Annotated in this window: 21 protein-coding genes, 1 tRNA gene and 1 pseudogene; 13 read left to right on the top strand and 10 right to left on the bottom strand. The window is 48.8% G+C overall.

Annotation, left to right across the window (positions count from 1 at the left end):
- Position 1: 1 nt before the first annotated feature.
- Genes recR through NG346_RS10815 form a run of 3 tightly spaced genes read right to left on the bottom strand, consistent with a single transcriptional unit; the run spans position 2 to position 2,638 of the window.
- Entirely contained in the window at positions 2-613 is a 612-nt protein-coding gene (gene recR / locus NG346_RS10825) for a recombination mediator RecR (protein ID WP_262280343.1), read from the bottom strand.
- A complete protein-coding gene (locus NG346_RS10820; RefSeq protein WP_262280335.1) occupies positions 613-1,101 on the bottom strand; it encodes an outer membrane beta-barrel protein in 489 nt (162 codons plus the stop codon). Before NG346_RS10820 ends, recR begins: the two co-directional genes overlap by 1 nt.
- A gap of 10 nt (positions 1,102-1,111) precedes the next feature.
- Complete coding sequence (locus NG346_RS10815) at positions 1,112-2,638, bottom strand: carbon starvation CstA family protein (RefSeq protein WP_262280334.1); 1,527 nt, start codon at positions 2,636-2,638, stop codon at positions 1,112-1,114.
- Positions 2,639-2,732: 94 nt separating this feature from the next.
- Here NG346_RS10815 and NG346_RS10810 point away from each other — a divergent pair, with 94 nt between their 5' ends.
- The 8 genes from NG346_RS10810 (at position 2,733) to NG346_RS10775 (ending at position 10,580) form a co-directional block, all read left to right on the top strand.
- Positions 2,733-4,361, top strand: coding sequence for a glycoside hydrolase family 10 protein (locus NG346_RS10810; protein WP_262280333.1), 1,629 nt, complete (start codon positions 2,733-2,735; stop codon positions 4,359-4,361).
- A gap of 171 nt (positions 4,362-4,532) precedes the next feature.
- Positions 4,533-4,603, top strand: a tRNA-Cys gene (locus tag NG346_RS10805).
- 198 nt (positions 4,604-4,801) lie between these two features.
- A complete protein-coding gene (locus NG346_RS10800; protein WP_262280332.1) occupies positions 4,802-5,428 on the top strand; it encodes a cytidylate kinase-like family protein in 627 nt (208 codons plus the stop codon).
- A 139-nt stretch (positions 5,429-5,567) separates the two neighbouring features.
- A complete protein-coding gene (locus tag NG346_RS10795; protein ID WP_262280342.1) occupies positions 5,568-6,269 on the top strand; it encodes a hypothetical protein in 702 nt (233 codons plus the stop codon).
- Positions 6,270-6,283: 14 nt separating this feature from the next.
- Complete coding sequence (locus NG346_RS10790; RefSeq protein ID WP_154533320.1) at positions 6,284-7,300, top strand: GGGtGRT protein; 1,017 nt, start codon at positions 6,284-6,286, stop codon at positions 7,298-7,300.
- Between the two features lie 264 nt (positions 7,301-7,564).
- Positions 7,565-8,437, top strand: a complete 873-nt coding sequence (locus NG346_RS10785) for a sigma-70 family RNA polymerase sigma factor (RefSeq protein ID WP_262280331.1) — start codon at positions 7,565-7,567, stop codon at positions 8,435-8,437.
- 109 nt (positions 8,438-8,546) lie between these two features.
- Entirely contained in the window at positions 8,547-8,939 is a 393-nt protein-coding gene (locus NG346_RS10780) for a 2-amino-4-hydroxy-6-hydroxymethyldihydropteridine diphosphokinase (RefSeq protein ID WP_262280330.1), read from the top strand.
- An 18-nt stretch (positions 8,940-8,957) separates the two neighbouring features.
- The gene (locus tag NG346_RS10775; protein WP_262280329.1) at positions 8,958-10,580 is read left to right on the top strand and encodes an NAD(P)/FAD-dependent oxidoreductase; all 1,623 of its coding nucleotides are present in this window, start codon (positions 8,958-8,960) and stop codon (positions 10,578-10,580) included.
- Between the two features lie 124 nt (positions 10,581-10,704).
- Here the strand turns inward: NG346_RS10775 and NG346_RS10770 are convergent, their stop codons facing one another.
- Together NG346_RS10770 and gyrA are read right to left on the bottom strand one after the other, a co-directional pair.
- Positions 10,705-11,940, bottom strand: a complete 1,236-nt coding sequence (locus tag NG346_RS10770; RefSeq protein ID WP_262280328.1) for a tetratricopeptide repeat protein — start codon at positions 11,938-11,940, stop codon at positions 10,705-10,707.
- Between the two features lie 44 nt (positions 11,941-11,984).
- Positions 11,985-14,618, bottom strand: coding sequence for a DNA gyrase subunit A (gene gyrA / locus NG346_RS10765; protein ID WP_262280327.1), 2,634 nt, complete (start codon positions 14,616-14,618; stop codon positions 11,985-11,987).
- Between the two features lie 242 nt (positions 14,619-14,860).
- On the opposite strand from gyrA, the gene NG346_RS10760 reads away from it, so the two are divergent.
- Both NG346_RS10760 and NG346_RS10755 read left to right on the top strand, forming a co-directional pair.
- Positions 14,861-16,321 (top strand): choice-of-anchor Q domain-containing protein, encoded by a 1,461-nt coding sequence (locus tag NG346_RS10760; RefSeq protein WP_262280326.1) that lies wholly within the window; start codon positions 14,861-14,863, stop codon positions 16,319-16,321.
- A gap of 74 nt (positions 16,322-16,395) precedes the next feature.
- On the top strand, positions 16,396-16,866 hold the full coding sequence (locus NG346_RS10755; RefSeq protein WP_262280325.1) for a cytidine deaminase: 471 nt from the start codon (positions 16,396-16,398) through the stop codon (positions 16,864-16,866).
- 413 nt (positions 16,867-17,279) lie between these two features.
- Here the strand turns inward: NG346_RS10755 and NG346_RS10750 are convergent, their stop codons facing one another.
- Complete coding sequence (locus NG346_RS10750; protein WP_262288737.1) at positions 17,280-19,217, bottom strand: IS1634 family transposase; 1,938 nt, start codon at positions 19,215-19,217, stop codon at positions 17,280-17,282.
- A 315-nt stretch (positions 19,218-19,532) separates the two neighbouring features.
- On the opposite strand from NG346_RS10750, the gene NG346_RS10745 reads away from it, so the two are divergent.
- A complete protein-coding gene (locus NG346_RS10745; RefSeq protein ID WP_262280601.1) occupies positions 19,533-19,976 on the top strand; it encodes a hypothetical protein in 444 nt (147 codons plus the stop codon).
- Positions 19,977-20,248: 272 nt separating this feature from the next.
- Here the strand turns inward: NG346_RS10745 and NG346_RS10740 are convergent, their stop codons facing one another.
- The 4 genes and pseudogenes from NG346_RS10740 to prmA all read right to left on the bottom strand — a co-directional run bounded on the left by NG346_RS10740 (position 20,249) and on the right by prmA (position 22,866).
- Positions 20,249-20,677 (bottom strand): Hsp20/alpha crystallin family protein, encoded by a 429-nt coding sequence (locus NG346_RS10740; RefSeq protein ID WP_262280600.1) that lies wholly within the window; start codon positions 20,675-20,677, stop codon positions 20,249-20,251.
- 240 nt (positions 20,678-20,917) lie between these two features.
- Positions 20,918-21,028 (bottom strand): annotated as a pseudogene (locus NG346_RS10735) (transcriptional regulator); the annotation flags it as partial.
- A gap of 163 nt (positions 21,029-21,191) precedes the next feature.
- Positions 21,192-21,824: an HU family DNA-binding protein gene (locus NG346_RS10730; RefSeq protein ID WP_262280599.1), complete on the bottom strand. Its 633-nt coding sequence runs from the start codon at positions 21,822-21,824 to the stop codon at positions 21,192-21,194.
- Positions 21,825-22,002: 178 nt separating this feature from the next.
- Positions 22,003-22,866: a 50S ribosomal protein L11 methyltransferase gene (gene prmA / locus NG346_RS10725; protein ID WP_262280598.1), complete on the bottom strand. Its 864-nt coding sequence runs from the start codon at positions 22,864-22,866 to the stop codon at positions 22,003-22,005.
- Positions 22,867-23,012: 146 nt separating this feature from the next.
- Between prmA and NG346_RS10720 the strand changes: the two genes are divergently transcribed.
- Together NG346_RS10720 and NG346_RS10715 are read left to right on the top strand one after the other, a co-directional pair.
- Complete coding sequence (locus NG346_RS10720; protein ID WP_262280597.1) at positions 23,013-23,993, top strand: hypothetical protein; 981 nt, start codon at positions 23,013-23,015, stop codon at positions 23,991-23,993.
- 48 nt (positions 23,994-24,041) lie between these two features.
- On the top strand, positions 24,042-25,667 hold the full coding sequence (locus tag NG346_RS10715) for a hemin receptor (protein WP_262280596.1): 1,626 nt from the start codon (positions 24,042-24,044) through the stop codon (positions 25,665-25,667).

Raw genomic sequence — 25,667 nt, 5'->3', positions numbered from 1 at the left:
ACTATGATTTGTCCAGTGGCGTGCGGCTAAGGATCGAGCGGCCTAACGTCACCTCGTCGGTATATTCCAGTTCGTTGCCGACAGAAATGCCACGGGAGATGACCGACAGCTTCACGGGATAAGGTTTCAACTGACGGGAGATATAGAAACTCGTCGTATCGCCTTCCATCGTAGAACTGAGAGCCAGAATGACTTCACGAATGCCACCCTTTGCCACACGCTCTACCAGCGATGCTATCTGCAAGTCACCGGGGCCGACACCTTCCATCGGAGAGATGATGCCACCCAAGACATGATAAAGCCCATCGTATTGCTGGGTGTTCTCGATGGCCATGACATCCTGTACATTCTCCACGACACACACCAGTCCATGATCGCGATGACTGTCAGAACAAATGGAACAGACATCGGTGTCGCTGATGTTATGACAGACTGAACAGTACTTGATATCCTTACGGAGATGCGAGATCGCTGACGTGAAATGCTCCACAGACTCTTCTGGCTGCTTGAGCAAATTCAAAACCAACCTCAATGCTGTCTTACTGCCAATACCCGGCAGGCGGCTGAACTCGTCAACCGCCCGCTGTAATAACGCTGAAGGATATTGCTGCATCAAAGGTATATGCCAAATCCCACCTTAAAGCCAATCGTGGAGAAATCAGAATGGTTCTTAAAACTCTGCTGATAATAGAGCGACGGCTCGATGGTGACACTATGGTTAATAAAGAAGGCATAGCCCACCTCCACACCAGGCATGAAATCATTGTAGTTGTGGTCGAAATGCATCAGCTTGCAGTTGGCACCTAAGAAGATACCGTTTTGCGTGATATAGTAGCGTCCCCCCACTCCAACATGGATAGCGTCACCATTGTCACGATTTCCTTGATGGTCATAACCGGCCTCACCCAACAACATCAAGTTGTCGCTGAAGAAGTAACCAGCCTTACCCTCTACGCCTAAAGAGAACTTGCCGTTGCCACTATAGTTCATGTCGAGGCCAGACAAAGAGGCTCCCACGTATTTCTTTCCTTCCTCAAACTGGGCACTGGCGCTGACCACGCTCAAAGAGAAAACAAAAAGAAGCAATAAAATCTTTTTCATATTCGCTTATTTATTGGTTATTATGTCTTGATTGATTCTTATACCATACCGAGAACCAAACGATGGCAATGAGAAGCACAACGAGCGAGCCCCAGTATCCGATGGACGTGTCAATACCGGCTGCCATAGGCGATACCAACAGGAAAGTTGCACACACCACGGTCATGAACAATGCCGGAACGAGTGTCACAACAAACAGCTTGCGTTTCTGCACGAGGTAGACGGTGATCGTCCAAAGAGTGAAGACAGCAAGCGTTTGGTTGGACCAGCCAAACCACTGCCACACTGTATTGAAGCCATCGGGATTCTCCATCTGCCACAGTAGCAGAGCCACGGCTGCGATAAACATCGGGATGGCAATATAGAAGCGCTTTGCAATACTCCGCTGATCGAGATGCAATGCCTCAGCAATGATCAGGCGGGCACTGCGGAATGCTGTATCGCCACTGGTGATGGGAGCTGCCACAACACCAAAGATGGCAAGGATGCCGCCAAAGAGTCCCAACCAGCCGGTGCACACCTTTTCCACGACGCTCGGTGCAGCGAAGAACTGGATAAGCGTCTTGCCGCTGCCTCCCTGGAACTGGGCAATAAACTCATTGGCTGTCTGAGCGTCGACACACTCACGCCAACCACCATAATAGAAGAAATACATCGAGACGGTGGCCCAGATCAGAGCGACGACACCCTCGGTGATCATTGCACCATAGAAAATCGGGCGTCCCATCTTCTCAGACTTGATGCAGCGTGCCATCAACGGGCTCTGAGTAGCATGGAAGCCACTGATGGCTCCACAGGCTATCGTCAGGAACAGGCAGGGGAACAATGGATTCTTCGCCATGTAGCCCGTCGTGCCCAACCAAGCCGTATTGGTATTGCGGTTGCAGTCATCGAGATTACTCCACAATTCGGGCAGCTCCGGCATCTTCACAAAGAGACAGACCATCAAAGCCACAGCCATAAACAGCAAAGCAAAGGCAAAGATCGGATAGAACTTGCCGATGATCTTGTCGATAGGCAACATGGTGGCCAATATATAGTAGGCAAAGATCACGATCACCCAAAGCGTCGTTGTGCCGCCAAAGTCCTTCAGCAACAGAGCCGGACTGTAGACAAAAACCACACCGACCATCATCAGCAGGAACACGGAGAAGACCAACATCACGACGCGTGCCTTGCCACCCAAGTAGCGGCCAACCAAGAAAGGCAGGTTGGCACCATTATGGCGCACGCTGAGCATACCACTGAGATAGTCGTGGACAGCACCCGCAAAGATGCAACCGAAGATGATCCACAGATAGGCCACAGGACCATACCACGCTCCCATGATAGCTCCGAAGATAGGACCGGTGCCCGCGATGTTCAGAAACTGAATCATAAACACCTTCCAACTCGGCAACGTCACGAAGTCCACACCATCGGAATGGGCTACCGCCGGAGTAGGACGGTCGTCGGGACCAAAGATGCGTTCGATGAACTTACTGTAAAGTAAATAGCCGGCAAGCAATGCCAGCAACGCAATCGTAAATGATATCATAATCGATGAAAACTGACGAATTATATTGCAAAAGTAATGCTTATTTTTGAAAAACAAAAAAATATCTGTACCTTTGTGGAAAATAATTGTAACGATGCAGAAAAGTACTTTATTCTGTTTGCTGATTTCTTTCCTCTTTTGTGCAAAGATAAAAGCTCAGTCTTCCTCTACCCTATTCCAATCTCCCAAGCACGAAGTGAGAGCGGTGTGGTTGACAACCATCGGAGGACTCGACTGGCCTCACCACTATGCACAAAGCGCGCACAGCGCTCAGATTCAGCAACAGGAACTATGCTCGCTCCTGGACCAGTACCAAAAAGCAGGTATCAACACCGTACTCATTCAGACACGTGTTCGCGGCACGGTTATCTATCCTTCGAAATACGAGCCATACGACGGCTGCTTGAGTGGCTTCCCCGGTAAGTCGCCGGGCTACGACGCCTTGAAGTTTGCCATCGACGAGTGCCATAAAAGAGGCATGGAACTACAGGCGTGGGTCGTCACCCTGCCAGTAGGCAAATGGTATAAACTCGGCTGTACACAGCTGCGCAAAAAGTTTCCGGGACTCATCCGCAAGATCGATGCCGACGGATATATGAATCCTGAAGCCCCCACGACGGCACGATACTTAGCAGACATCTGCAAGGAGATCACACAGAACTACGACATCGACGGCATCCATCTCGACTACATCCGCTATCCCGAGACTTGGAAGATGAAGGTCAGCAAGGAGCAAGGACGCAATAATATCACGCGGATCGTCAAAGCCATTCACGACAGTGTCAAGGCTCTCAAGCCTTGGGTAAAGATCAGTTGTTCGCCAATCGGCAAGTTCAATGATCTCTCGAGATACTGGAGTCACGGTTGGAATGCCTACGACAAGGTCTGCCAGGATGCGCAAGGCTGGCTTAAAGACGGACTGATGGACGAGTTGTTCCCGATGATGTACTTCCGCAATGAACAGTTCTTCCCGTTTGCCGTTGACTGGGCAGAACAGAGTCACGGCAAGATCGTGGCACCGGGACTGGGCATATACTTCCTCGATCCCAAAGAGGGCAAATGGCAATTGGAGGATATCACCCGCGAGATGTATCTGCTCAGGAAATACCATCTCGGACACACCTATTTCCGTGGGAAATTCTTCACCGACGACATCCAAGGAATCTATCACTTCGCACAGGCCTTCGACGGCACGCCGGCTTTGATCCCTGCCATGACATGGGAAAGCAAGACTGTTCCTGCAGCGCCCACACGACTGCAGCTCACAGACAACACACTCTCGTGGCAGGGCACTACACCTTATTATAATATATATAGCAGCCGGACATGGCCCGTAGATACCCACGATGCCCGCAACCTGGTGGCTACACGCCTGAACGCCACGATGCTTTCCGTGCCTACGGCAGGCCGTTACTTTGCCGTGACAGCCATGGACCGCTACGGTAACGAGAGCCAGCCCCTGCAAAGCTATACCAAGCAAAGCCACAATGCTTCTGAGTTGCTCCCTTGCCACGATGGTTTCCTCACCCTCCCTGCCAAGAGCAATGTACTTGATGCAGAATGGCTCGTCATCGATAACTTGATGGGACAGCAGATGATGGTAATTCCATTCAAGGACAAACAAGCTGATGTCCGTAGCCTGTCACCCAGCTATTACCAACTGCGGTCACTTGGCAACAAAGGCATAAGCCACAGACTGGGCTACTTCAAAGTAAAAAAGTAATAAGCTAATAAGGCAAAAAGGTAAAAACTAAAGAGGTAAAAAGGTAATGAAGTAAAAAGGTAAAGAACAAAGAGGACGATTTTGCGCTCAAGAAGAAAAAAGTAGAAGAAAAGTTTGGTCATTCAAAAAAATGTTATTACCTTTGCAACCGCTTAAATAAAGCAGGACATTGGTGCCTTGTCCGAACGGTTAGGTAACGGTCTGCAAAACCGTTCAAGGCGGTTCGACTCCGCCAGGCACCTCAGAAGAGCAGTGATAATCTTATCACTGCTTTTTTGTTTTTCTTTCGTCTTCAACTTTGTCTTCTTTTGCTTCCAACACATTTTTTCTATGGAAACATTTGGAACATATCGTTTTTTTGGCTATTTTTGCAATGAGCGTACGATGATGCCTACATCACCACTCGCCCACTCTTTATGTTCACTTTAAAGCCCTACACTATGAACCTCAACGATCAATACATCATCACCATCAACCGCCAGTTTGGTACAGGCGGACACGAGATTGGCGCAGAACTGGCCCGACGTCTCGACGTTAAGCTCATCGACAAGCAGATACTGAAAGCCGTCGCACAGAAATTCAATCTCACCGAAGAGGAAGCTGTCACCTTAGAAAAGAAAAGACCTTCCTGGTGGGAAGACTTCACCAAGTTCTATCAGAACTTCGTAAGCATCAGCGAATATACACCAACTACCAACGACATCACCTCGCGGCAACTTTTCTACGCACAAGCCAAAGCGATGAGAGAAGTAGCCGAACAGGAGTCGTGTGTCATCGTCGGACGTTGTGGCTTCCATGTCTTTAAAGACCACCCCAACAAACTCAGTATCTTCCTTCATGCCCCAATGCCGCAACGCGTGGAAAGAATTATGAAACTCTATCATGTCGACGAGCATAAGGCACGGATACTCATCGAAGACAACGACTACACCCGCGAGCTCTATACCAAGACCTACACGGGATGTGAGCGCTATGACGCCCGCAACTACGATCTCTGTCTCGACGTTGGCGGATATGGAGTCAACGGTGCCGTTGAGTTCTTGCTTGGCTTCATCGGGCACCACTAAAGCGTAGAAGAGGCACTTAAAAAAGTTAAAAAAAGAAATCGCCTTACAGCTATTCCACATACTTTTTGTATTTTTGCAATACATTATAGCAATTGCACAAGCTAATACACATTTACATATTTAATTTGTAGCGAATATGATTATTTATTCTAAGGAAGTTGACAACATGTGCGTTGTCAAAAAGGGTGCCTACCACGGCCCAGCTCCAATCCCTGAAGAGGGTAAGTGGATTCAGGCCAAGGAAATCAAAGACATTTCTGGCTATACCCACGGTGTGGGTTGGTGTGCACCTCAGCAGGGTGCCTGCAAACTCTCTCTGAACATCAAAGAGGGCGTCATCGTAGAGTGCCTCATCGAGACAATCGGTTGCACCGGTATGACTCACTCTGCAGCTATGGCTTCTGAGATCCTGCCGGGCAAGACCATCCTGGAAGCTCTGAATACCGACTTGGTATGCGACGCTATCAACACCGCTATGCGCGAGCTGTTCCTGCAGATCGTCTACGGCCGCTCACAGAGCGCATTCTCTGAGAATGGTCTCGCTGTCGGCGCCGGCCTTGAGGATCTGGGTAAGGGTCTCCGCTCTCAGACAGGTACCCTCTATGGTACTATGGCAAAGGGCACACGCTACCTCGAGCTCACCGAGGGCTACATCACCAAGATGTTCCTCGACAAGGACGACTTCGTGTGTGGCTATGAGTATGTTCACCTGGGCAAGATGATGGAAGCCATCAAGAACGGTATGGACGCCAACGAGGCTGTGAAGAAGTTCACAGGTCGCTATGGCCGCACCACTGCCGACCAGGGCATTGTTAAATCTATCGACCCACGTAAAGAATAAGGAGGAACCACAGTATGATTAGAAAAGTTCAATACGAAAGCCAGGAGCGTCGTGAGGCACAGGTCAACGCTGCCCTCCAGGCCAATGGCATCAAGAACCTCGAAGAGGCAAACGAAATTTGCGACAAGCTGGGCATCGATCCTTATCAGATTTGCGAGGACACACAGCGCATCTGCTTTGAAAATGCAAAGTGGGCTTACGTTGCCGGTGCTGCTATCGCTATCAAGAAGGGCTGCAAGAGTGCAGCTGAGTGCGCTGAAGCTATCGGTATCGGTCTGCAGGCATTCTGCATCCCCGGAAGTGTGGCTGACGACCGCAAGGTAGGTCTGGGCCACGGCAATCTGGCAGCACGTCTGCTCCGTGAAGAGACCGAGTGCTTCGCCTTCCTGGCCGGCCACGAGTCTTTCGCTGCTGCTGAGGGTGCCATCAAGATTGCAGAGATGGCAAACAAAGTACGTAAAAAACCGCTGCGCGTGATCCTGAACGGTCTGGGCAAAGACGCCGCACAGATCATCAGCCGCGTCAATGGCTTCACATACGTCAAGACAAAGTTCGACTACTACACAAGCAAGCTGAACATTGTCGAGGAGATTCCTTACGGCAACAACCCTGCCCGTCTGAAGGTAAAGTGCTATGGTGCTGACGATGTCCGCGAGGGCGTTGCTATCCTCTGGCACGAGAACGTGGATGTCTCCATCACTGGTAACTCCACCAACCCGACACGTTTCCAGCACCCCGTTGCCGGTACTTATAAGAAAGAGCGCATCGCCGCTGGCAAGCCTTATTTCTCTGTTGCTTCCGGTGGTGGTACGGGCCGTACACTGCACCCGGACAACATGGCTGCAGGTCCTGCTTCTTATGGTATGACCGACACCATGGGCCGTATGCACAGCGACGCTCAGTTCGCTGGTTCTTCTTCTGTACCTGCTCACGTTGAGATGATGGGCTACCTGGGTATGGGTAACAACCCAATGGTGGGTGCTACCGTGGCTGTAGCCGTACAGACAGACCTGCTGCTGAACAAGAAGTAAAGCACTTCTCTGTCTGTTGCTCATGAACGAACAGACAGACAAAACAACTATATAAGCCCTGTTCCAGCCTCGTCTGGAAGAGGGCTTTTCTATAATGAAGCTTTATTTATTCAAAAATCACTTAATATTTTTGTCGGTTTTCAAAAATATTCTTACCTTTGTATGCTACTTGGATATACATCAAGGGTCTCCCAAAGAGACACTTTTCTCGTATATAATCAGTCAAGGTATTAGTTTGTTTATTCAAAGGTCAAAAATAACATCATGCGTCAACTTAAGATTCAAAAAAGCATCACCAACCGTTCCAGTGAAGCATTGGACAAATACTTGGTAGAGATTGGTCGTGTCCCAATGATTTCCGTAGATGAAGAGATTGAGCTTGCTCAGGCCATTCGTCGCGGTGGACGTGAAGGAGAACGTGCTAAGGACAAATTGGTGAAAGCCAATCTGCGCTTCGTCGTCTCTGTCGCCAAGCAATATCAGCACCAAGGTTTGGGTCTCACCGACTTGATCGATGAGGGCAACATCGGACTGGTGAAAGCCGCTGAAAAGTTTGACGAGACTCGTGGCTTCAAGTTCATCTCCTATGCAGTGTGGTGGATTCGCCAGAGCATCCTGCAGGCTATCGCAGAGCAGAGCCGTATCGTGCGTCTGCCGCTCAATCAGGTAGGTGCGCTGTCGAAGATCAACTCTGAGATCTCCAAGTTCGAGCAGAAGAATCAGCGCCGCCCCTCCGTACAGGAACTGTCCAATCTGACAAACATCGAGGAGGCAAAGATCGATCAGACCATCAAGGCCGACAACCACCACATGAGTATCGACGCTCCTTTCCAGGAGGACGACGACAACAGTATGGCTGACGTGCTTGCCTCCGGCGATGACAGTCGCACTGACAGGCAGGTCGACTACGAGAGCATGGCAAAAGAGCTCGACGTGGTGCTCCGCAACGTGCTGAAAGACCGTGAGATCACCATTGTGCGCGAATGCTTTGGCATCGGCTGTCACGAAAAAGGTCTGGAGGAAATCGGTGATCAGCTCGGACTGACCCGAGAGCGTGTGCGCCAGATTCGCGAGAAGAGCATTGTCAAGCTGCGTGAAAGCGGCTATGCAAAACTCCTTATCAAATATTTAGGCTAAACCCATTTCGTGAGGGAAAGTGGGCTATGAAGAGGGCAGTGTTGACGGTTACGGCGGCACTGCACTTTTCGTTTTTATCCCCCACTCTATTCTGTAGATTGTCTTTGATATGAAAGAAAGTCATTCTGTCATCTTATGCTTAGGCTCCAATGCCGACCAGGAGGCGAATATCCAACAGGCACAACAGCTGCTCCGCAATGAATATGCGTCAATCGACTTCACACCCTCCATTTGGACAGAGCCCGTAGGCGTCGTCTCGCCGCCCTATCTCAACTGTCTGGCAACGATGAGCATCAAGGATAGTCTTTCCTGTCTGCACGATAAGACCAAGGCCATCGAGCGACTGATGCATTCCAGCAGGGAGGAGCGGAAAGATAACATCGTCAGAATAGACATCGACATTCTAAGTTTTGACCACAAGCATTACCATGAGGACGATTGGAGCAGAGACTATGTGAAGCGACTCATCCAAGACCTCCCAACTTCACTACACCTTATTTAATATATACATTCCAGCAATATGGTTCAGGAATATCAAATACGCGTACAACCGCAAATCGCATACAACGAGCAAAACCTTGCTTCTTATCTCTCAAAGGAGAAAGGCTTCGACATCCGTACGATCAACCGTGTCAGAATATTACGACGCAGCATCGACGCCCGGCAACGTCAGGTAATGGTCAACCTCAAAGTGAGAGTATATATCAACGAACTACCACAAGACGACGAATACCAGCGAGTGGAATATCCCGATGTGTCAGACGCTCCCCAAGTGATCGTTGTGGGAGCCGGTCCCGGTGGTTTGTTCGGTGCCTTGCACTTGATCGAGCTGGGCTACCGCCCGGTGATCGTTGAGCGCGGCAAGGATGTCAGAGAGCGCAAGAAGGACATGGCGGCCATCTCACGTAACCAGTGTGTCGATCCCGAGAGCAACTATTGCTTTGGTGAAGGTGGCGCCGGTGCCTACTCCGACGGCAAACTCTATACGCGCAGCAAGAAACGTGGCAGCGTAGAGAAGATCCTCAACGTATTCTGCCAACACGGCGCTTCCACATCTATTCTCTGTGACGCACATCCTCATATCGGTACGGACAAATTGCCGCGCGTCATTGAAAACATGCGGAAACAGGTCCTGCAATCGGGCGGACAGGTTTACTTCAATACCAAGATGACCGAACTGCTCATTGAGAACGGGCGTGTGGTGGGCATCCGTGCCGTGAACCATGTCAACAACAAAGAGATGGAGCTCCACGGCCCTGTCATCCTGGCCACCGGTCACAGTGCGCGCGATGTCTACCGCTATCTCAATGACCAACATATAGAAATTGCGGCTAAAGGCATTGCCGTGGGCGTGAGACTGGAGCATCCGGCCGAGCTGATCGACCAAATACAATACCACAGTCGCAATGGCCGGGGTAAGTATTTGCCTGCTGCCGAGTATTCATTTGTCACCCAAGTGGAAGGCCGTGGTGTCTATTCGTTCTGCATGTGTCCCGGCGGCTTCATCATTCCGGCGGCAACAGGCCCTGAGCAGATCGTTGTCAACGGCATGTCGCCGAGCAACCGCGGCACACGCTGGTCAAACAGTGGCATGGTCGTGGAGGTTCATCCCGAAGACCTCGCCGAGATAGAGCGTGGCGGCACCGCTGCCGCGGACAACGACCACACTGACGCGGCACAAGGAACAGATCCGCTCAGCATGATGCGTTTTCAAGAGCAGTTGGAAAAGAACTGCTGGCAGCAGGGCAACAGAAAGCAGACAGCCCCGGCTCAGCGCATGGCAGACTTCGTCAATGGTCATCTGAGCTACGATCTCCCTGACAGCAGCTATGCACCGGGACTTGTCAGCAGTCCGCTGCATTTCTGGATGCCGCCGTTCATTGCCCATCGTCTGCAAGAAGGTTTCAAAGCCTTTGGTCGTCAGCGTCATGGCTTCTTGACCAATGAAGCCACACTCATAGCTACAGAGACCCGCACCTCCAGTCCGGTACGTATTCTTCGCGACGATCTCACCTTGCAGCACATCCGCCTCCAAGGTCTCTTCCCCTGTGGCGAGGGAGCAGGCTATGCCGGCGGCATCGTCTCCGCCGCTATCGACGGTGAGCGATGCGCCGAGATGGCTGCGCAATACCTGCAACAATAATCAGATTAGTCTTTTATTCACAACATCCATAAAAAAAGGCCGACACAATTGTGTCGGCCTTTTTTATGGATGTTAACGCAACCTCCTTAAGCAAGGAGGCAAACGATTGATTTAACTTTCTGTCTTACTGCTTCAGCATGGCTTCCAACTCCTTTGTCTTGGGATCGTTAGCACCATAGACAGAGTAGTAGCACTGATAAAGAGGATATGCCCAGTTGGCTTTCTCACGATTCGGATCCAGCTCCTTAGCCTTGTCGAGGTAGCCCATAGACTCCTTGTAGAGTGCCAGCTGCTGAGCGCGGTCGCCATTGATGCCGGATGCCATAGCGTTCATGGAGAAACCTAAATAGGTATAGACCACGGGGTTGGTCTGATCGATGGACACAGCCTTCTTGAAAGCCTCTACGCAGCCCTTCCAATCAGGATTGGTAGCTGTGGAGTTGCGGTTCATCAGTGCTTGGCCTTTCAGAGCCCAAGCAGTGAAGTCGTTAGGATTCTTGGCAATCTTGCCCTCTACAAGAGCATCAAACTCCTTGGTCATACCCATGAGACTGTAGAAGTTGCTGAGCTGTCCGAAGATCATCTCATTGTCAGGCTCCTTCTCATACATAGCAGCCAGCTTCTGAACATAAGCCACAGAGTCAGCCTTTGTCTTCAGATTGCGCTGAGCCATAGCCAGTTTGAAAGCCTGAGCCTGCTTTGCGACAGAAGTGTCCTGAGTGGCGATGTCGGCATACTTCTCAGCGAGATCATATTTCTTTGCCTGATTAGCATACTGAGCGGTATAGTAAGCGACCTGTCCCAGGAACTGCTTCTCCTGCTCCTTTGTAGACTGGAAGAAAGGCAGGTTGTCAGAATCGAGGAATGAGCCCCAATACTTCAACACGTTGTCCTGATCGTTGAGCTGAGCATAGTAGTTGCCGGCAGTGACGAGCTGCATACGGGCATTGGCGACCAGCGGGGTCAGAGCTGCGGTGAAACGTGGCTTCACCTTGCCCTTCTCGTTGGGCTCTGCGTCATACTTGAAGCACTCCAAAGCATTCTGGGTAGCATCGTAAGCTGCCTGATAGAAACCCAGTGTGTCGTAAGGCTCCACCTTCTGCTTGGTAATCTGAGCCTGCATGTTGGCAGCCTGGATTGCATTCTCCTTGTCGAACTTCTGCAAAGCCAGACGGGTCAGATGCTCATAGGCTTTAGCTTTCTCGCCAGAGTTAGCCAGCTGACCGAGGCTGGACTTCACCAGCTCCACAGCCTTGGCATAGTCTTTCTCCTTTGTGATAGCTTTCAAGACGTCGCTATCACCGGCGAACGCAGCCGAGGCGCCCAGCACCAACATGGCTGCAATCATCATTTTCTTCATAGACGTTAAGATAAAATTATACGGTTGTTATCTATTATTACTTTTTAAGCCTGGGTCTCGGGATCGTCAGGTGTCGTCGTATCTTCTGCCGGAGCTTCAGCCGCCGGCTGCTCTCCCACTGTCGACTCGTCGAACTGCTCGTTCTTCTCAAGCATCTTCTGATGGCTTTCTTCCTCTACGGTGGCCTCCAGCTCAGAGCTCATCACCTTGCAGACACTGGCGATGATGTCGTTCTTCTTGGCGAGGTTGATCAGACGCACGCCCTGGGTAGCACGACCCATGACACGCACTTCCTTCACAGCCAGTCGGATGACGATGCCACTCTTGTTGATGATCATCAAATCGTTATCATCTGTAACATTCTTGATAGCCACCAAACGACCGGTCTTCTCTGTGACCGCCATGGTCTTGACACCCTTACCGCCACGGTTGGTCTTACGGTAGTCTTCCACCATCGAGCGCTTGCCATAGCCGTTCTCACTGACGACCATCACAGTCTCGGTCTCTGCGTCGTTGACAACGACCATACCGACCACAGCATCGTCGCCCTCATCGAGACGCATACCACGTACACCGGTAGACACACGGCCCATGCAACGCACGTCGTTCTCGTCGAAGCGGACAGCCTTACCATTGCGGTCGGCCATGATCAGTTCGTTATGTCCATTGGTCAGGCGTACGTCGACCACCTCGTCACCTTCGAGGATGTTGATGGCCTGCACACCATTGGCACGCGGACGTGAGTATTCCTTCAGAGAAGTCTTCTTGACGATACCATTCTTCGTGGCAAAGACGACATAGTGACTGTTGACGAAGTCTTCATCCTCCAAGCCACGTCCACGGAGACGCAGAGATACGTTCACTGCATCGTCGGGATCGATGTTGAGCAGATTCTGGATAGCACGTCCCTTCGACGTCTTGTCACCCTCTGGGATATCGTAGCAGTGGAGCCAGTAGCAGCGGCCCTTCTTTGTGAAGAAGAGCATCGTCTGGTGCATCGTGGCAGGATAGATATACTCTGTGAAGTCCTTCTCACGCGTATGGGCGCCCTTCGAGCCGACGCCACCACGCGCCTGCTCACGGAAGTCGCTCAGCGGCGTGCGCTTGATATAGCCGAGGTGGCTCACCGTGATCACCACAGGATCATTGGGATAGAAGTCCTCTGCGTTGAACTCATGCTCGTCGGGGATGATCTGTGTACGGCGGTCATCACCGTATTTCTCCTTCACCTCATTGAGATCGTCTTTCATCACCTTCTTGCAAAGCTCGGGATCATCGAGAATAGACTGCAAATAAGTAATCTGCTTCTCCAGTTCCTCATATTCAGCGTGCAACTGATCCATTCTCAGTCCGGTGAGCTGAGAGAGTCTCATGTCCACGATAGCCTTGCTCTGGAGATTGTCGAGGTTGAACCGTTTCTCCAAATTGGTCTGAGCCTCAGCCGGTGTCTTACTGCCCCGGATGATATGCACCACCTCGTCGATATTGTCGCAGGCAATGATCAGTCCCTCGAGGATATGAGCACGCTCCTTGGCTTTGTTCAGATCGAACTGAGTACGGCGAATCGTCACCTCATGACGGTGATCCACAAAATAGCGGATACACTCCTTCAGTGAGAGCAACTTCGGGCGAAGCTGCAGATGATCGTGCTTGCTCGGCACCAGTGCAATGCAGTTCACAGCGAAGGAGCTCTGCAGTGCCGTCATCTTGAAGAGCTTGTTGAGGATGACCTTGGCGTTGGCATCTTTCTTCACGTCGACAACGATACGCATGCCCTGACGGCCGGTCTCATCATTGACATTGGAGATACCCTCCAGCTTGCCTTCCTTCACAAGGTCAGCGATATACTCGATGAGCTGCTGCTTGTTGACACCATAAGGAATCTCCGTGACCACGATGCGGTCGTGGCTGTCATCGCTTTCGATCTCAGCCTTGGCACGCATGATGATGCGTCCCTTACCCGTCTCATATGCTTCTTTGACACCCTTGAGGCCATAGATATAAGCACCCGTGGGGAAGTCTGGAGCAGGGATATACTTCATCAGTCCCTCGGTGTCGATGTCTGGATTGTCGATGTAAGCGCAGCAGCCATTGATCACCTCGCTCAGGTTGTGAGTAGGAATGTTGGTAGCCATACCCACGGCAATACCGTTACCGCCGTTGACCAGCAGGTTGGGCACCTTGGTAGGCATCACCGAGGGCTCTTGCAGCGTATCATCGAAGTTGTTGACCATATCGACGGTATTCTTCTCGATATCGTCCATGATATGCTCACCCATCTTGGAGAGACGGCACTCGGTATAACGCATGGCAGCAGGAGAGTCGCCGTCAACACTACCGAAGTTACCCTGTCCGTCTACAAGCGGATAGCGCATGTTCCAGTCCTGGCCCATACGCACGAGGGCACCATAGACCGAGCTGTCGCCATGAGGATGGTACTTACCCAATACCTCACCCACGACACGCGCACATTTCTTGTAAGGTTTATCACTCGTGTTGCCCAGTCCAAGCATACCATAGAGGATACGCCGGTGCACCGGCTTGAATCCGTCTCTGACATCCGGAAGGGCACGGGCCACGATCACTGACATAGAATAGTCAATATAGGAGGATTTCATCTCCTCTTCTATATTGATTTTCATGATGCGGTCCTGGTCAATTGTCCGATTCTCGTCCATGTTATCTTTTTGTTGTTTAAATTCCGTTTAACGGCCTTTATTTGCGTTCTAAGCCGTTTGGATGATTTTTCAAGGTGTAAAGTTACAAGTTTTTTCCCATACGGCAAAACATTTAAAACGAAAATAAAGCATGTTTTTCTGAGGATATGCGTTTTGCCACGATTCAGTGATTCTTTTGTCCTATAATACTGATTCTTTGAACAGATACTACAATAATATAATAAGGTGTCCGTTATGAAGATATGATGAAAACAGAAAAAGGCAGTGGACTCATAGCCATTTTGCTTTGCATGTTGACAGTCGTGGTGACGGCAGCATGCACCAACGACGATGACTTTGTGACATCGTCGGCCAATCGCGTGGCCTTCTCCGCTGACACCATCCGCTTTGACACGCTTTTTGCCAATGTGCCTTCCACGACACGGTCTGTTTGGGTCTACAACCACTCCAACGAAAACATACGGTTTCAAAATGTAAGCACCGGCAAGACAGCAGGTTTCCGCGTGAATGTCGACGGCATCTACTTAGGAGCTGAGAACAACTACCAAAGCAGCGATATAGAGTTGAGAAAAGGTGACAGCCTCAGGGTGTTTGTGGAACTGACTGCTCCCCGAGCCGCATCTGATACACCCACTCTGACAGAAGACGATCTCATCTTCACCTTAGGCGACGGTGCCGCGCAGAAGATCCATCTCAATGCCTACACTTGGAATGCAATCATGGCCCGCAGCATGGAAATAAGACATGACACGACCATCAACTCTCAAGGGCGCCCGCTTGTCATCTATGGAGGCATCAAAGTGGACAGTGCTGCTACCCTGAGAATAGCAGCCGGACAGACACTCTACTTCCATGGCGATGCCCGACTGAATGTCTACGGCACACTCATCGCCCTGGGAAATGACCAGCAGCCCATCACGCTGCGGGGCGACCGACTCGACAGGATGTTTGACTACCTGCCCTACGACCGAGTGCCTGGACAGTGGCAAGGAATACACTTCCACACTTCTTCTTATGGCAACCAACTTAGCTACACCGACATCCACAGTACCTTCGACGGTATGGTCATCGACTCTTCGGATGTCAGCAAGCAGAAACTGACGGCTTCACAGATTACCATCCACAACTGCCAAGGCGCAGGGCTAAAAGTTACCAACAGTAATATCATCTTAAGCAACGCGCAGATTACCAACACATTAGGCGACTGCGTTGAAGTGGATGGTGGCACTGTGGAGATCAACAACAGCACGTTGGCGCAGTTCTATCCCTTTGACGGAAACCGCGGATATGCCCTGCACTTCAGTGCAAACCACCCACTCACGAAGCTGAATGTCACAAACTCTTTGATTACAGGTTACGCAGATGACTTGATCAGTGGCGAACGCCCAAAAGACGAGGCCAAGCCGTTCAACTTTGACTTTGAGGATTGCGTGCTGCGCACACCGAAGCCCACGACGGCAGACAGCGTATATTTCAAGAACATCATCTACGAAGATGTCAAAGACACGACGATATACGGGGAAAAGAATTTCGTGAAGATCGACGCTGACAAGCAATACTACGATTTCCACCTGAGCAAGATCTCCGCAGCCGTGGACAAGGCAAACGCGAAGACAGCCCGGCCTATCGACCGCGACGGAGTGAAAAGAGATGAACTGCCGGACATCGGTGCTTATGAATACCGAAAGGAAGGTGGCAAATAGGTTCTTGCCTTTCTAAAGACAACAAATCATTTATTCCAATAAAAGACAACAAAAAACTCAATACAACAGCAACTATGGAACACCTCAACTTCAATATCAACATCGACGTCTGCTCCAAGCAGGAGTTGACAACCGAAGAGCAACAGTTAGTAGACCGTGCCCTGCAAGCCTCTTATCACTCGTTTGCTCCATACAGCCATTTCCATGTCGGTGCAGCTGTACTCTTGGAGAATGGCATCACCGTCATCGGGGCCAACCAGGAAAATGCAGCCTTTCCGTCGGGACTCTGTGGTGAGCGCGCCTGCATCTTCTCTGCCCAATCGCAATATCCCGACCAGCCCATCCGCATCCTTGCCATTGCTGCGAGAAACGGAGAAGAGCAGACCGAAGAGCCCGTGACACCTTGCGGATCGTGTCGGCAAGTGATCCTGCAGATGGAACAGCGCTATCACAAGCCTGTGGAAATCCTGCTTTGCGGAAAAGAAAAGTATTATCGGGTCAGCAGCATCCACGATTTGCTGCCACTGTCCTTCGATCAGCTATAAATGACATAACTGTTCGATAAACTGACAAAAAACGGCCCACGAGAAGGCGTTCGTTGAAAATAAAAGAAGAGTTGGCCGGAATTTTGCGAATTTCGAGCCTTTTTCCAACACACTGATAATCAGTACGTTATAAAATATACGCTTTTTCACTCTTATCAAAGTACCTTTCTGACCGAAAATTCTCTAGAGAATTTTTGGTCAGAAAGGCGAGATGGTCATGTCATCTCACCTATTTGATCGCTAAAAACAACCGAGATGACCCAGTAAACTCACTGAGATGAGGTCTTCATCAGGCTAAAGTTGAAGAATAAGTCCACTTTTTGCTGCTTCACAAACAAAAAAGCCTGTTCGCTGCTCTCTATTTTGTGAGTTGCAGCGAACAGACTTTTGTTAACCCACATTGCAGATATATCTCATGTAACTGATTGATTCTCAGTATTGGCATTTTTTGAGGGTGGCTTTGGGTGTACCACGGATTTTATTTTTCCAAGGGGATGTGGATTGATTCCGAGCATGCGATAGAGGTTGGATAGCTTCTCTTCCGCCTCAGTGCATTGCCTCACCCGTATGGTCTCACCGTTTTCTGCTTTCAGTTCTGCAGTGACAAGCACCTGCGTGCTTGCTATGCGTATGATTTCTTCCCATCTGACATTGTCGTACTTCTTCACTTTTAACCTGTACTTGGTCACGGAGACCAGCCAGTAAGCCAGTACGGCAAGATTCAGGTGCGCTTTGATGCCTTCGTCAGATTTGTGGTAGACAGGCCTGATGTCGAGGTCACTCTTGAGGGTATGGAAGGTCTCTTCCACAGTTCTTATCACATTATAAAATCTCCAGACATTAATCTCTTCTTTCTCATCAAGGCTGGTGATCAGGACATATTTTCCATGGAACTTCTTAGCGGTGTCAACCTGCTCGCCGTTTTTCTTCCACGAGATGGATACCACCTTCTCATCCTTGCCTTCTCCCTCGTAGGTGAGGTCGATGGCGAAGCTTTTTCGGATGGCGCCGTATTTCTCGTCCAGTTTGCCGATACGCTTGTTGACGGCGTCTCTTTTCTTTGTTCCGCCCTTCTTGAGTATACCTGCCCTGACAGCCTCAAGTCCCTCTTCGTAGCATTGGCATGCCCTGTCGTACATGGAACGCTCCTTTGTGGTCTTGGCATCACTGTCCACAAGCAATGCCTTGCGATCCATGCCGTCGATTGTGACCGAACCCATTTGAAGCCGTATTTCCTGCTTCTTACAGTCTTGATGGTACACGACCTTGTTACTGGCAGCAGAGAATTTCGCATCACCGGAAGGCAACACTGTGATGTAGTCAAAATGATGGTCTGTCAGCCATTTGATGTTGTCCTTGGTGTAGAACCCGGCATCCATGACCACTATCTTTTTGGCATCGGGAGAAGTTTCTTTGGATATGGAGCCGATGACTTCCTCGAGTGTAGTTCTGTCCTGGCGGTTACCCTCGTAGATAGCTGTTCTTACAAGCAGCCCCTCTGTATTCACCACCGCGGCGAGAACAACTATCTTACAGTCGTTGCGTTTTTCTTTACTGCGGCCGAACCGGCACAGGTCAGAGTTTTCCATTCTGCCCTCAAAGTAGGCATTGGTGATGTCGAAAAGAAGTATCTTCTCCTCCAGCCGGAACATGTTGCACACGCGTTGGTGGAGCCAGTCCTCAAGCTCCCGGTGAACATCCCAAAGACGGAGGGCACTCCTATAGAGCGCGTCCTTGGTAATCTTCACCTTGCTAAACTTGAAGAGCTCCGCCAATGCAGTATTCTCCTTGAGATACCTTACTGTCTTGAGCTCCGAGTATGGATAAATGGAACGGGCGATGATCTGCATCATGGCAAGTGTCACCTGATCGCGGCTCCAACCCTTGGCGTATAGGAACTTGCTTATTTGTAGCATCTTCAGCGTGGAGTGACACAAGGCCTCCGGCCCAATCGTCCGTGCCTCGCGTTGAGTCAGACTGTCTATATGGACTGTTATCAAGTCCTTCCTCTGTTCCCTCTCGCGACGGAGTGCCTCCTCGCGCAGCACGGGGTCGTTCTCCCGGGCATAGTCGCTTTCACGGTACTTGAGGTAGAAGTCAAGGGCAGCCTGGCGGAGCTTGGGATTGTCCGTAATTACATGCTGCCCATTCTCTATCATTTCCGTAAGCAAATCGGCAAGCTCCTCGCGCTCACCTTTAGAATAGTCGTCAAGCTCACCCAGGCAAAGCACATTGCGTTTGCGTATCTTACCGCTTGAATCGCGGAAAGACTTCGTCAGACGGTAATAGCTGTACGCCAAAATGGTACCGTCATCCTGCTGCCGATATTTCTTTGCCTTGGTGATGAACATGTTGCAAAGATAATACCAAATCCCGAGAATCCCAACTCCTTGGGTGTACCACATTGAGAGGTTAAAACAAAACAGCACCGGATATTAGAGATTTTTATAGTTTTGAGGGCATTGGGGGGATCAAAACACCCTTTTTAATGAGATAGATAACCATTTTTAACTAATCAATGCCATCATCCGCTGCAATGTGGGTTAAATCTTCGGAATAGTATCTCCAAAGAAAAATATGACGTATTCGGCTTAACTTATTATTATCTGTCTTTAGCTATACAAAAGGGACATCTTGCTTGTATTCCTTCATTATGTGAATTACTTATGCAAGATGGAATGCATAAAGAAGCATTCATGTTCACATATATTGGTGCTCAGAAAAAAGAAATCTATTGTATGTGGAATCTCGCAATGTATCATTTATGTGGAGTCATAGTTCCAAAGTCGGGAAAGAGGGCAGTGGAATTATTTGAATCTATTTTGGAAATTATAAATGCAAAAGATAGCGACAAGTCTGCAATCTATTATTCTCACTATGATGGTATAAACAAAGACGAGATTTTAGAGCTAAAAGAATATACAGAACACAATCTCAAAATTGTGAAGTCTCATAGTGGCTCGTGGAAAAAATATTTTAATATTGATGTTTGTAGAAAATATCAAAAAATACTAGATATGCTAATAAAGGAACATTGTTTAGGCCCATCGTATACTGGCGAGATGTACGCAGAAAAGGTTAAGGAATTAATGAATCAAGAACTCAGTTGAGATTTTGTATACATAACATTGTAGCATTCAAATTGAGAATTGAGACATCATCTTAATAACAAATAATATATTGTTGTTCTAACAAAATGGAAGAGTATTCTGGTGAGCCTATAGCCATAGATGATCAGACACAAAAAAGGCGGCTCCCTTATTCAAGAAGTCGCTCTGCCGAACAATGCCGGCATATAGGAGATTATGTTGTAAAACAAAAAAGGGACTGCTCCCCATGAAGAGAACAGTCCCTGTAATACCACTGAGCAGCAACGCTGGGGTTATGCGACCTCAATGCGTTTTGTCTCCTTCTCAGCTTTCTGAGTGCGAGGAAGTGTGATATGAAGCACACCGTTATTAACCTTTGCCTCAATCTTATCTTTCTCCACATCCTCAGGCAGCGTCAGAGCCTGCTCGTAATTGCTGTATGAGAACTCGCGGCGCAGATAGTGCTCCTTCTTGTTCTCGTCCTTCTTTTCGTCCTTGTGCTCCATCTTGATGGTCAGATTGCCATCCTTGTCGACGTTCACCTTGAAGTCATCCTTCGTGGTGCCAGGAGCTGCAAGCTCAACTTCGTAAGCCTTGTCGTTTTCCTTGACATTGATAGCAGGTGCTGTGACGTTTACGCGCGGCATCCAACTTGTGTTCAACATGTCATCGAAATCATTGTCAAGCCAATTGTTCATGTCTCTTAAAACTGGATACATCATAAGTCAAAACCTCCTAATTATCAATTAATTCTTTATATCTCTTGAAACTCTTCCATCGTCCTTAGGTTCCTTTCGTTGCCCTCGTACGACTGCCGAACTTCACTGTCATTTATGCAATATACGTGCCCAAAGACCAAAGATGACAAATCGTGCCATCATTGTCAGCAATGCTTAAAATATTTACACTTTGCTGACAACAGTGGCAATCATACGCCTTTATTCGCTCATCTCACTTCGAGGTTATGCCATTTCGACCATCTCGGGAAGAATATGCAGTTGCAGAGCATCTTCGATTTTGAAGATGGTCTCAATGGAGAGATTTTCCCTTCCCTTTAGAACTTTGGAGATGTACCAGTGTCCTTAGGGGGGCGCAACTACATTCTTATGGGGTCGAAGCTATGTTCCCTATGTTGTAATGCAATAGAAAAAGATTGTTCACTACGCAGAGAATGATTAAAATCTACGCAGCGAACGATCGTTTGTCAGGCAGCAAAAACAAGCGTTGAAAATCTCGCTAAACTTCGGTATAGACATTGGTAGTGCCTATTTTCGTCTTTTGCAGAATAGGGTTGTCGCCCTTCGTCATGTTCTCAAGGCATTTTCTTGCAGAGTGGGCACTTAGTCCTGTAGCACGGCAGTACTCTTGCACAGTGACATACCGGTTGCCATTGGCATCTAACGACAGACAACTCTCCAGCTCGGGATTGCGCTGGCTGTAATAATGGGTGTCTATGGGATGGTTGCGACGGTCAATCTGTATACTGCGAAACTGGCTTTTCACTGCCTCACGGAACTCCTTGGTAGGACGAAAGTCTACGCCACCAAGCCAGATGTCATTGGCCGTTACGATCTCATTCTCTGTCATGGTCCGCAAGAACTGCGGCTTGATGTAGAAGCTGCCAATAGGAGTCTTTACCCGCTTGTGGTCACCAATGAGATGAGGGATGGCATACATCAGTGCCTCAAAGCATCGGGTGACATAGCCTTTAGGCAGATTCTCATACTCATGGCAGAAATCGTCAAGCTTGTCAAGTCCTATCTTCTCACGGGCATTGGAGGACACATAGAGCATCTTGTGTCCCTTGTCGTCATTAAAGTTGGACGGGTAAACCACTACATGCAGAGGGTCTGTTTTCTGTCGTGCCATTATTGATAATTTTTATGTTAATATTCTTGTCCACCTTACTCGTCGCCCATAATAAACCGATAGGCTTTACCACCGGCACTTTTGAAGTTTCTCATACCACTGACGATTTCAATAAACGAGTCGTATATGTACTTTTTCATAATTTGTTTTTTCTTTGTATCAATAATCTATATGAACACTACTTCACGACAAAAACTAAACAGCACCAATTACCTTTGGAAACTTTTCCGGTATGCACCAATCCCAAAGTAGTTGCTTTGGCACTGAGTGAAGCACAGTCCTCTTCGAAAAAGCCACTGAGAATGAGCACGCTGCCCTGCATCATCACATTGCGGAAAGCCGGCATATCCTGTAACAGGATATTGCGATTGATATTTGCCAACACAATATCGAAGACACCGGAGACATGATTCAGTACGTTGGCATCGCCCTGCAAGACTTCAATGTTGTTCACATGATTGAGCTGGGCATTGTGGCGTGCATTGTCGGCACTCCACTCATCGATGTCGTAGGCCACCACCTCCTTGGCTCCGAGTTTGGACGCTGCGATGCCGAGGATACCTGTACCACAGCCGCAGTCCAGCACCCGTTTACCAGCGAGATGCATATCCAGCAGCGAGCCGATGATCATCTGTGTAGTCTGATGAGTGCCTGTGCCAAAAGCCTGACGAGCCTGAATAGCTATGGGGATGACTCCCTCGGGAAGCTGGGGCGTCGTCTGACGTGCATCATAGATGACAATGCGGTTGTAGATGTCGATAGGATCAAAGCCTTCGTTCTCCCAAGTCTCGTTCCAGTCCTTATCCTCCACCTTCGAAAGGTCGTAAGTCACAGTGATGTCGGGCAGCGGGAAGTCGGCAAGTTGGGCATCGAGCTGCTCTTTGTCGAACAGCTCTTCCTGAACGTAACCTTTGATGCCGTCGTCGGTATCTTCAAACGACTCAAAGCCTGCATCGCCTGCGCAGTCGGCCAAAAGATCACGCGCCGTCTGTAAAAGAGAGGGCTCAGAAACAATATGAAAAGTTGCTGTAAGGTATTTCATAAATGAATGATTAAATTATACTGCAAAATTATAAAAATTAGGGAAAACTCTACTACCATATAGGGAAAAATCCCTATATTTGCATTAGAAATACGGTAATTTTGCACCGTAGATAGAAAAGAACAATATAAAAAGGAGTTTGAGATATGAAAAGGTTATTTCTTCTATTGACACTCGCCAGTGCTATGCCACTGGCAGCGTTGGCACAAGACGATGATCTTTACTTCACGCCAAGCAAGGCAGCGCCAACCACAAACGAGGCACCTGCCTACTACTGCGGAAGCAAACGCAGCGTGGACGACTACAACCGTTATGGCATCCGTAGCATGTATCAAAAGATCGGACGTGACTCTCTGGGCAACAACATGGTGAGATTCCGTCCCGGCTATGGTGTGCTGCCCGACACAACATATGTCGACACTGCCTACATTGGTCGTGCCTTGGGCGACAACGACTATACCTACACGCGACGCATGAGTCGCTGGGACGGCTTCTATGATCCTTGGTTCTATGGCTACTACGGTCCATGGCGCTGGGGCTATGCCGGTTACTACTCGCCTTGGTACTACTACAATGGCTGGTACGATCCCTGGTACTACGACTATGCCGGTTGGTATGATCCTTGGTATTATGGCTATGCCGGCTGGTACGACCCTTGGTACTATGGCTACGGTGGCTGGTACGGCTGGGGGTATCCCTACTACGGCTGGTACAACTGGGGCTGGCCCAGTGGCGGCTATGTGTATAATGGCGGACACACAGGAACGGGCAACCATTGGGGGAATGGTACACGTGGATTTTCAAGAGAAGGTTATGTCCCAGTGCATGGCGGTCGGTCCGCAAATGGAGATTTTTGGGGATATCGAGGAGGCAACAGTAGCAGCACCCCCTCAGGTCAACATAGAGGAAATGGTACTCGCGCATGGAGCAATACCAGTGATTCTAGATTCGGAGGAGCACGCACACGTAGTGAGAGTACCAATAACTTCCCTAGTTCCAGTATGTCACGTGGTTCCTTTGGCGGAGGTTCAGGCTCCTTCGGTGGTGGTTCCTTCGGTGGCGCTAGCCGTGGAGGAGGCTCGTTCGGCGGAAGCCGAGGCGGTGGTTCCTTTGGAGGAAGAAGATAAACTCTATGGGGACAACAGAAATAATTATTGTCTTAATTCAGCATAACGATGAAAAAGAAAATCTTTTTATATAGTTTGGCTCTTGCGGCTTCCATGCCAGTTGCAGCCCAAGAGACTTACGAAAATGCCAAACTCACCAGCAGCGAGTTAAACGGTACAGCCCGCTATGTTGGTATGGGCGGAGCAATGGAAGCTCTTGGAGCAGACATCTCCACAATTGCCACCAACCCAGCAGGTTTGGGACTTTTTCGCCATAGTACTATAAGTGCAAGTGGCGGAATGGTAAGCCAATACAATGGCAACAGTTTTGATGGTGCTAATAAAACCAATGCTAGCTTTGATCAAGTTGGTGGTGTATATTCTATGCGTACAGGTGCTCAAAACTATCTAAACTTTGGCTTTAATTACCATAAGGGTCGCAATTTCGACTACATTCTCAATGCTAGTGGCGACTTGAATAATGCTTCACAAAATAAGCAATCCTATTTGAAAGGAATTTTAGGTAATGAGGCCAATGGCGGTTTTGATGTAGATAAAAACAGCAATGGAACATATATCGGTTACGAGGGACCACAGAGTACCTATACAGCTCTTACTTGGAGCCAGGCTGACTACCTCTATTGGAACACAGTCATCCCAGATGCGAATGACGGAAAATTCTACTATTACGATGCCACCGGATATAATTTTAACCGGAAGCATACAGGATATATCGGGAACTATGATTTCAACATCAGCGGCAATTGCAGTGACTTCTTTTACTGGGGATTCACTTTTGGATTGAAGGATGTTCATTATCATGGATATAGTGTCTATGATGAGACTTTAGCTGATAATAAAGGTAAAGTCAGAGTCCAGGATCAGCGAGACATAACAGGAACGGGAATCGATGTATCCGGTGGATTTATCATTCGTCCTATCGAAGATTCTCCTTTCCGATTTGGTGCTTATGTTAAGACTCCTACATGGTATGATCTTACGACCAAAAACGACACCTATTTGAAGAACAACTCAACAGAAGGTGGAACTTACGATCATGGTGAGACCTATAACTCCTACGACTACAAGGTATATACGCCTTGGGTCTTTGGTGTTTCACTTGGTCACACAGTAGGAAATTACTTAGCATTGGGAGCCACCTATGAATATGAAGACTTTGGTAGCATGAAGAGCCGCATCAATGACGATGATGGATACTATGATTACTATGGTGGTTATTATGAGTCATCGCACAACGACCGTGCAATGAACAACCACACCGAAAAAGTATTAAAAGGTGTCAGTACACTGAAATTAGGTTTAGAATTCAAACCTGTTAGTAACTTTGCTTTTCGTTTGGGCTACAACTATGTAAGTAGTATGTATGACAAGAGCGGGAAGAAAGATCCATGTATTGCCTCTTTAGGAACATCTTATCAGTCTGCTACAGACTATGTGAATTGGAATGATATCAACCGATTCACATGCGGCTTTGGCTATTCAGTAAACAAAGTAAACATAGACCTGGCTTATCAGTATAGCAGTCAGAGTGGTACCTTCTATCCATTCTCTAGCCTTGAGGCAGAAGACCTTACGAATTATGCAGATGGTGTTAAAGTTACGAATTATGCAGATGGTGTTAAAGTCAAAAATAATCGTGGGCAACTGCTTATGACCATTGGCTATCGCTTCTAA

It is taken from the genome of Hallella absiana, assembly GCF_025457485.1.
In the GTDB taxonomy this organism is placed as follows: domain Bacteria; phylum Bacteroidota; class Bacteroidia; order Bacteroidales; family Bacteroidaceae; genus Prevotella; species Prevotella absiana.
Note: the sequence above shows the minus strand (reverse complement) of the source record. Positions and strands in the feature narration are given on the sequence as shown.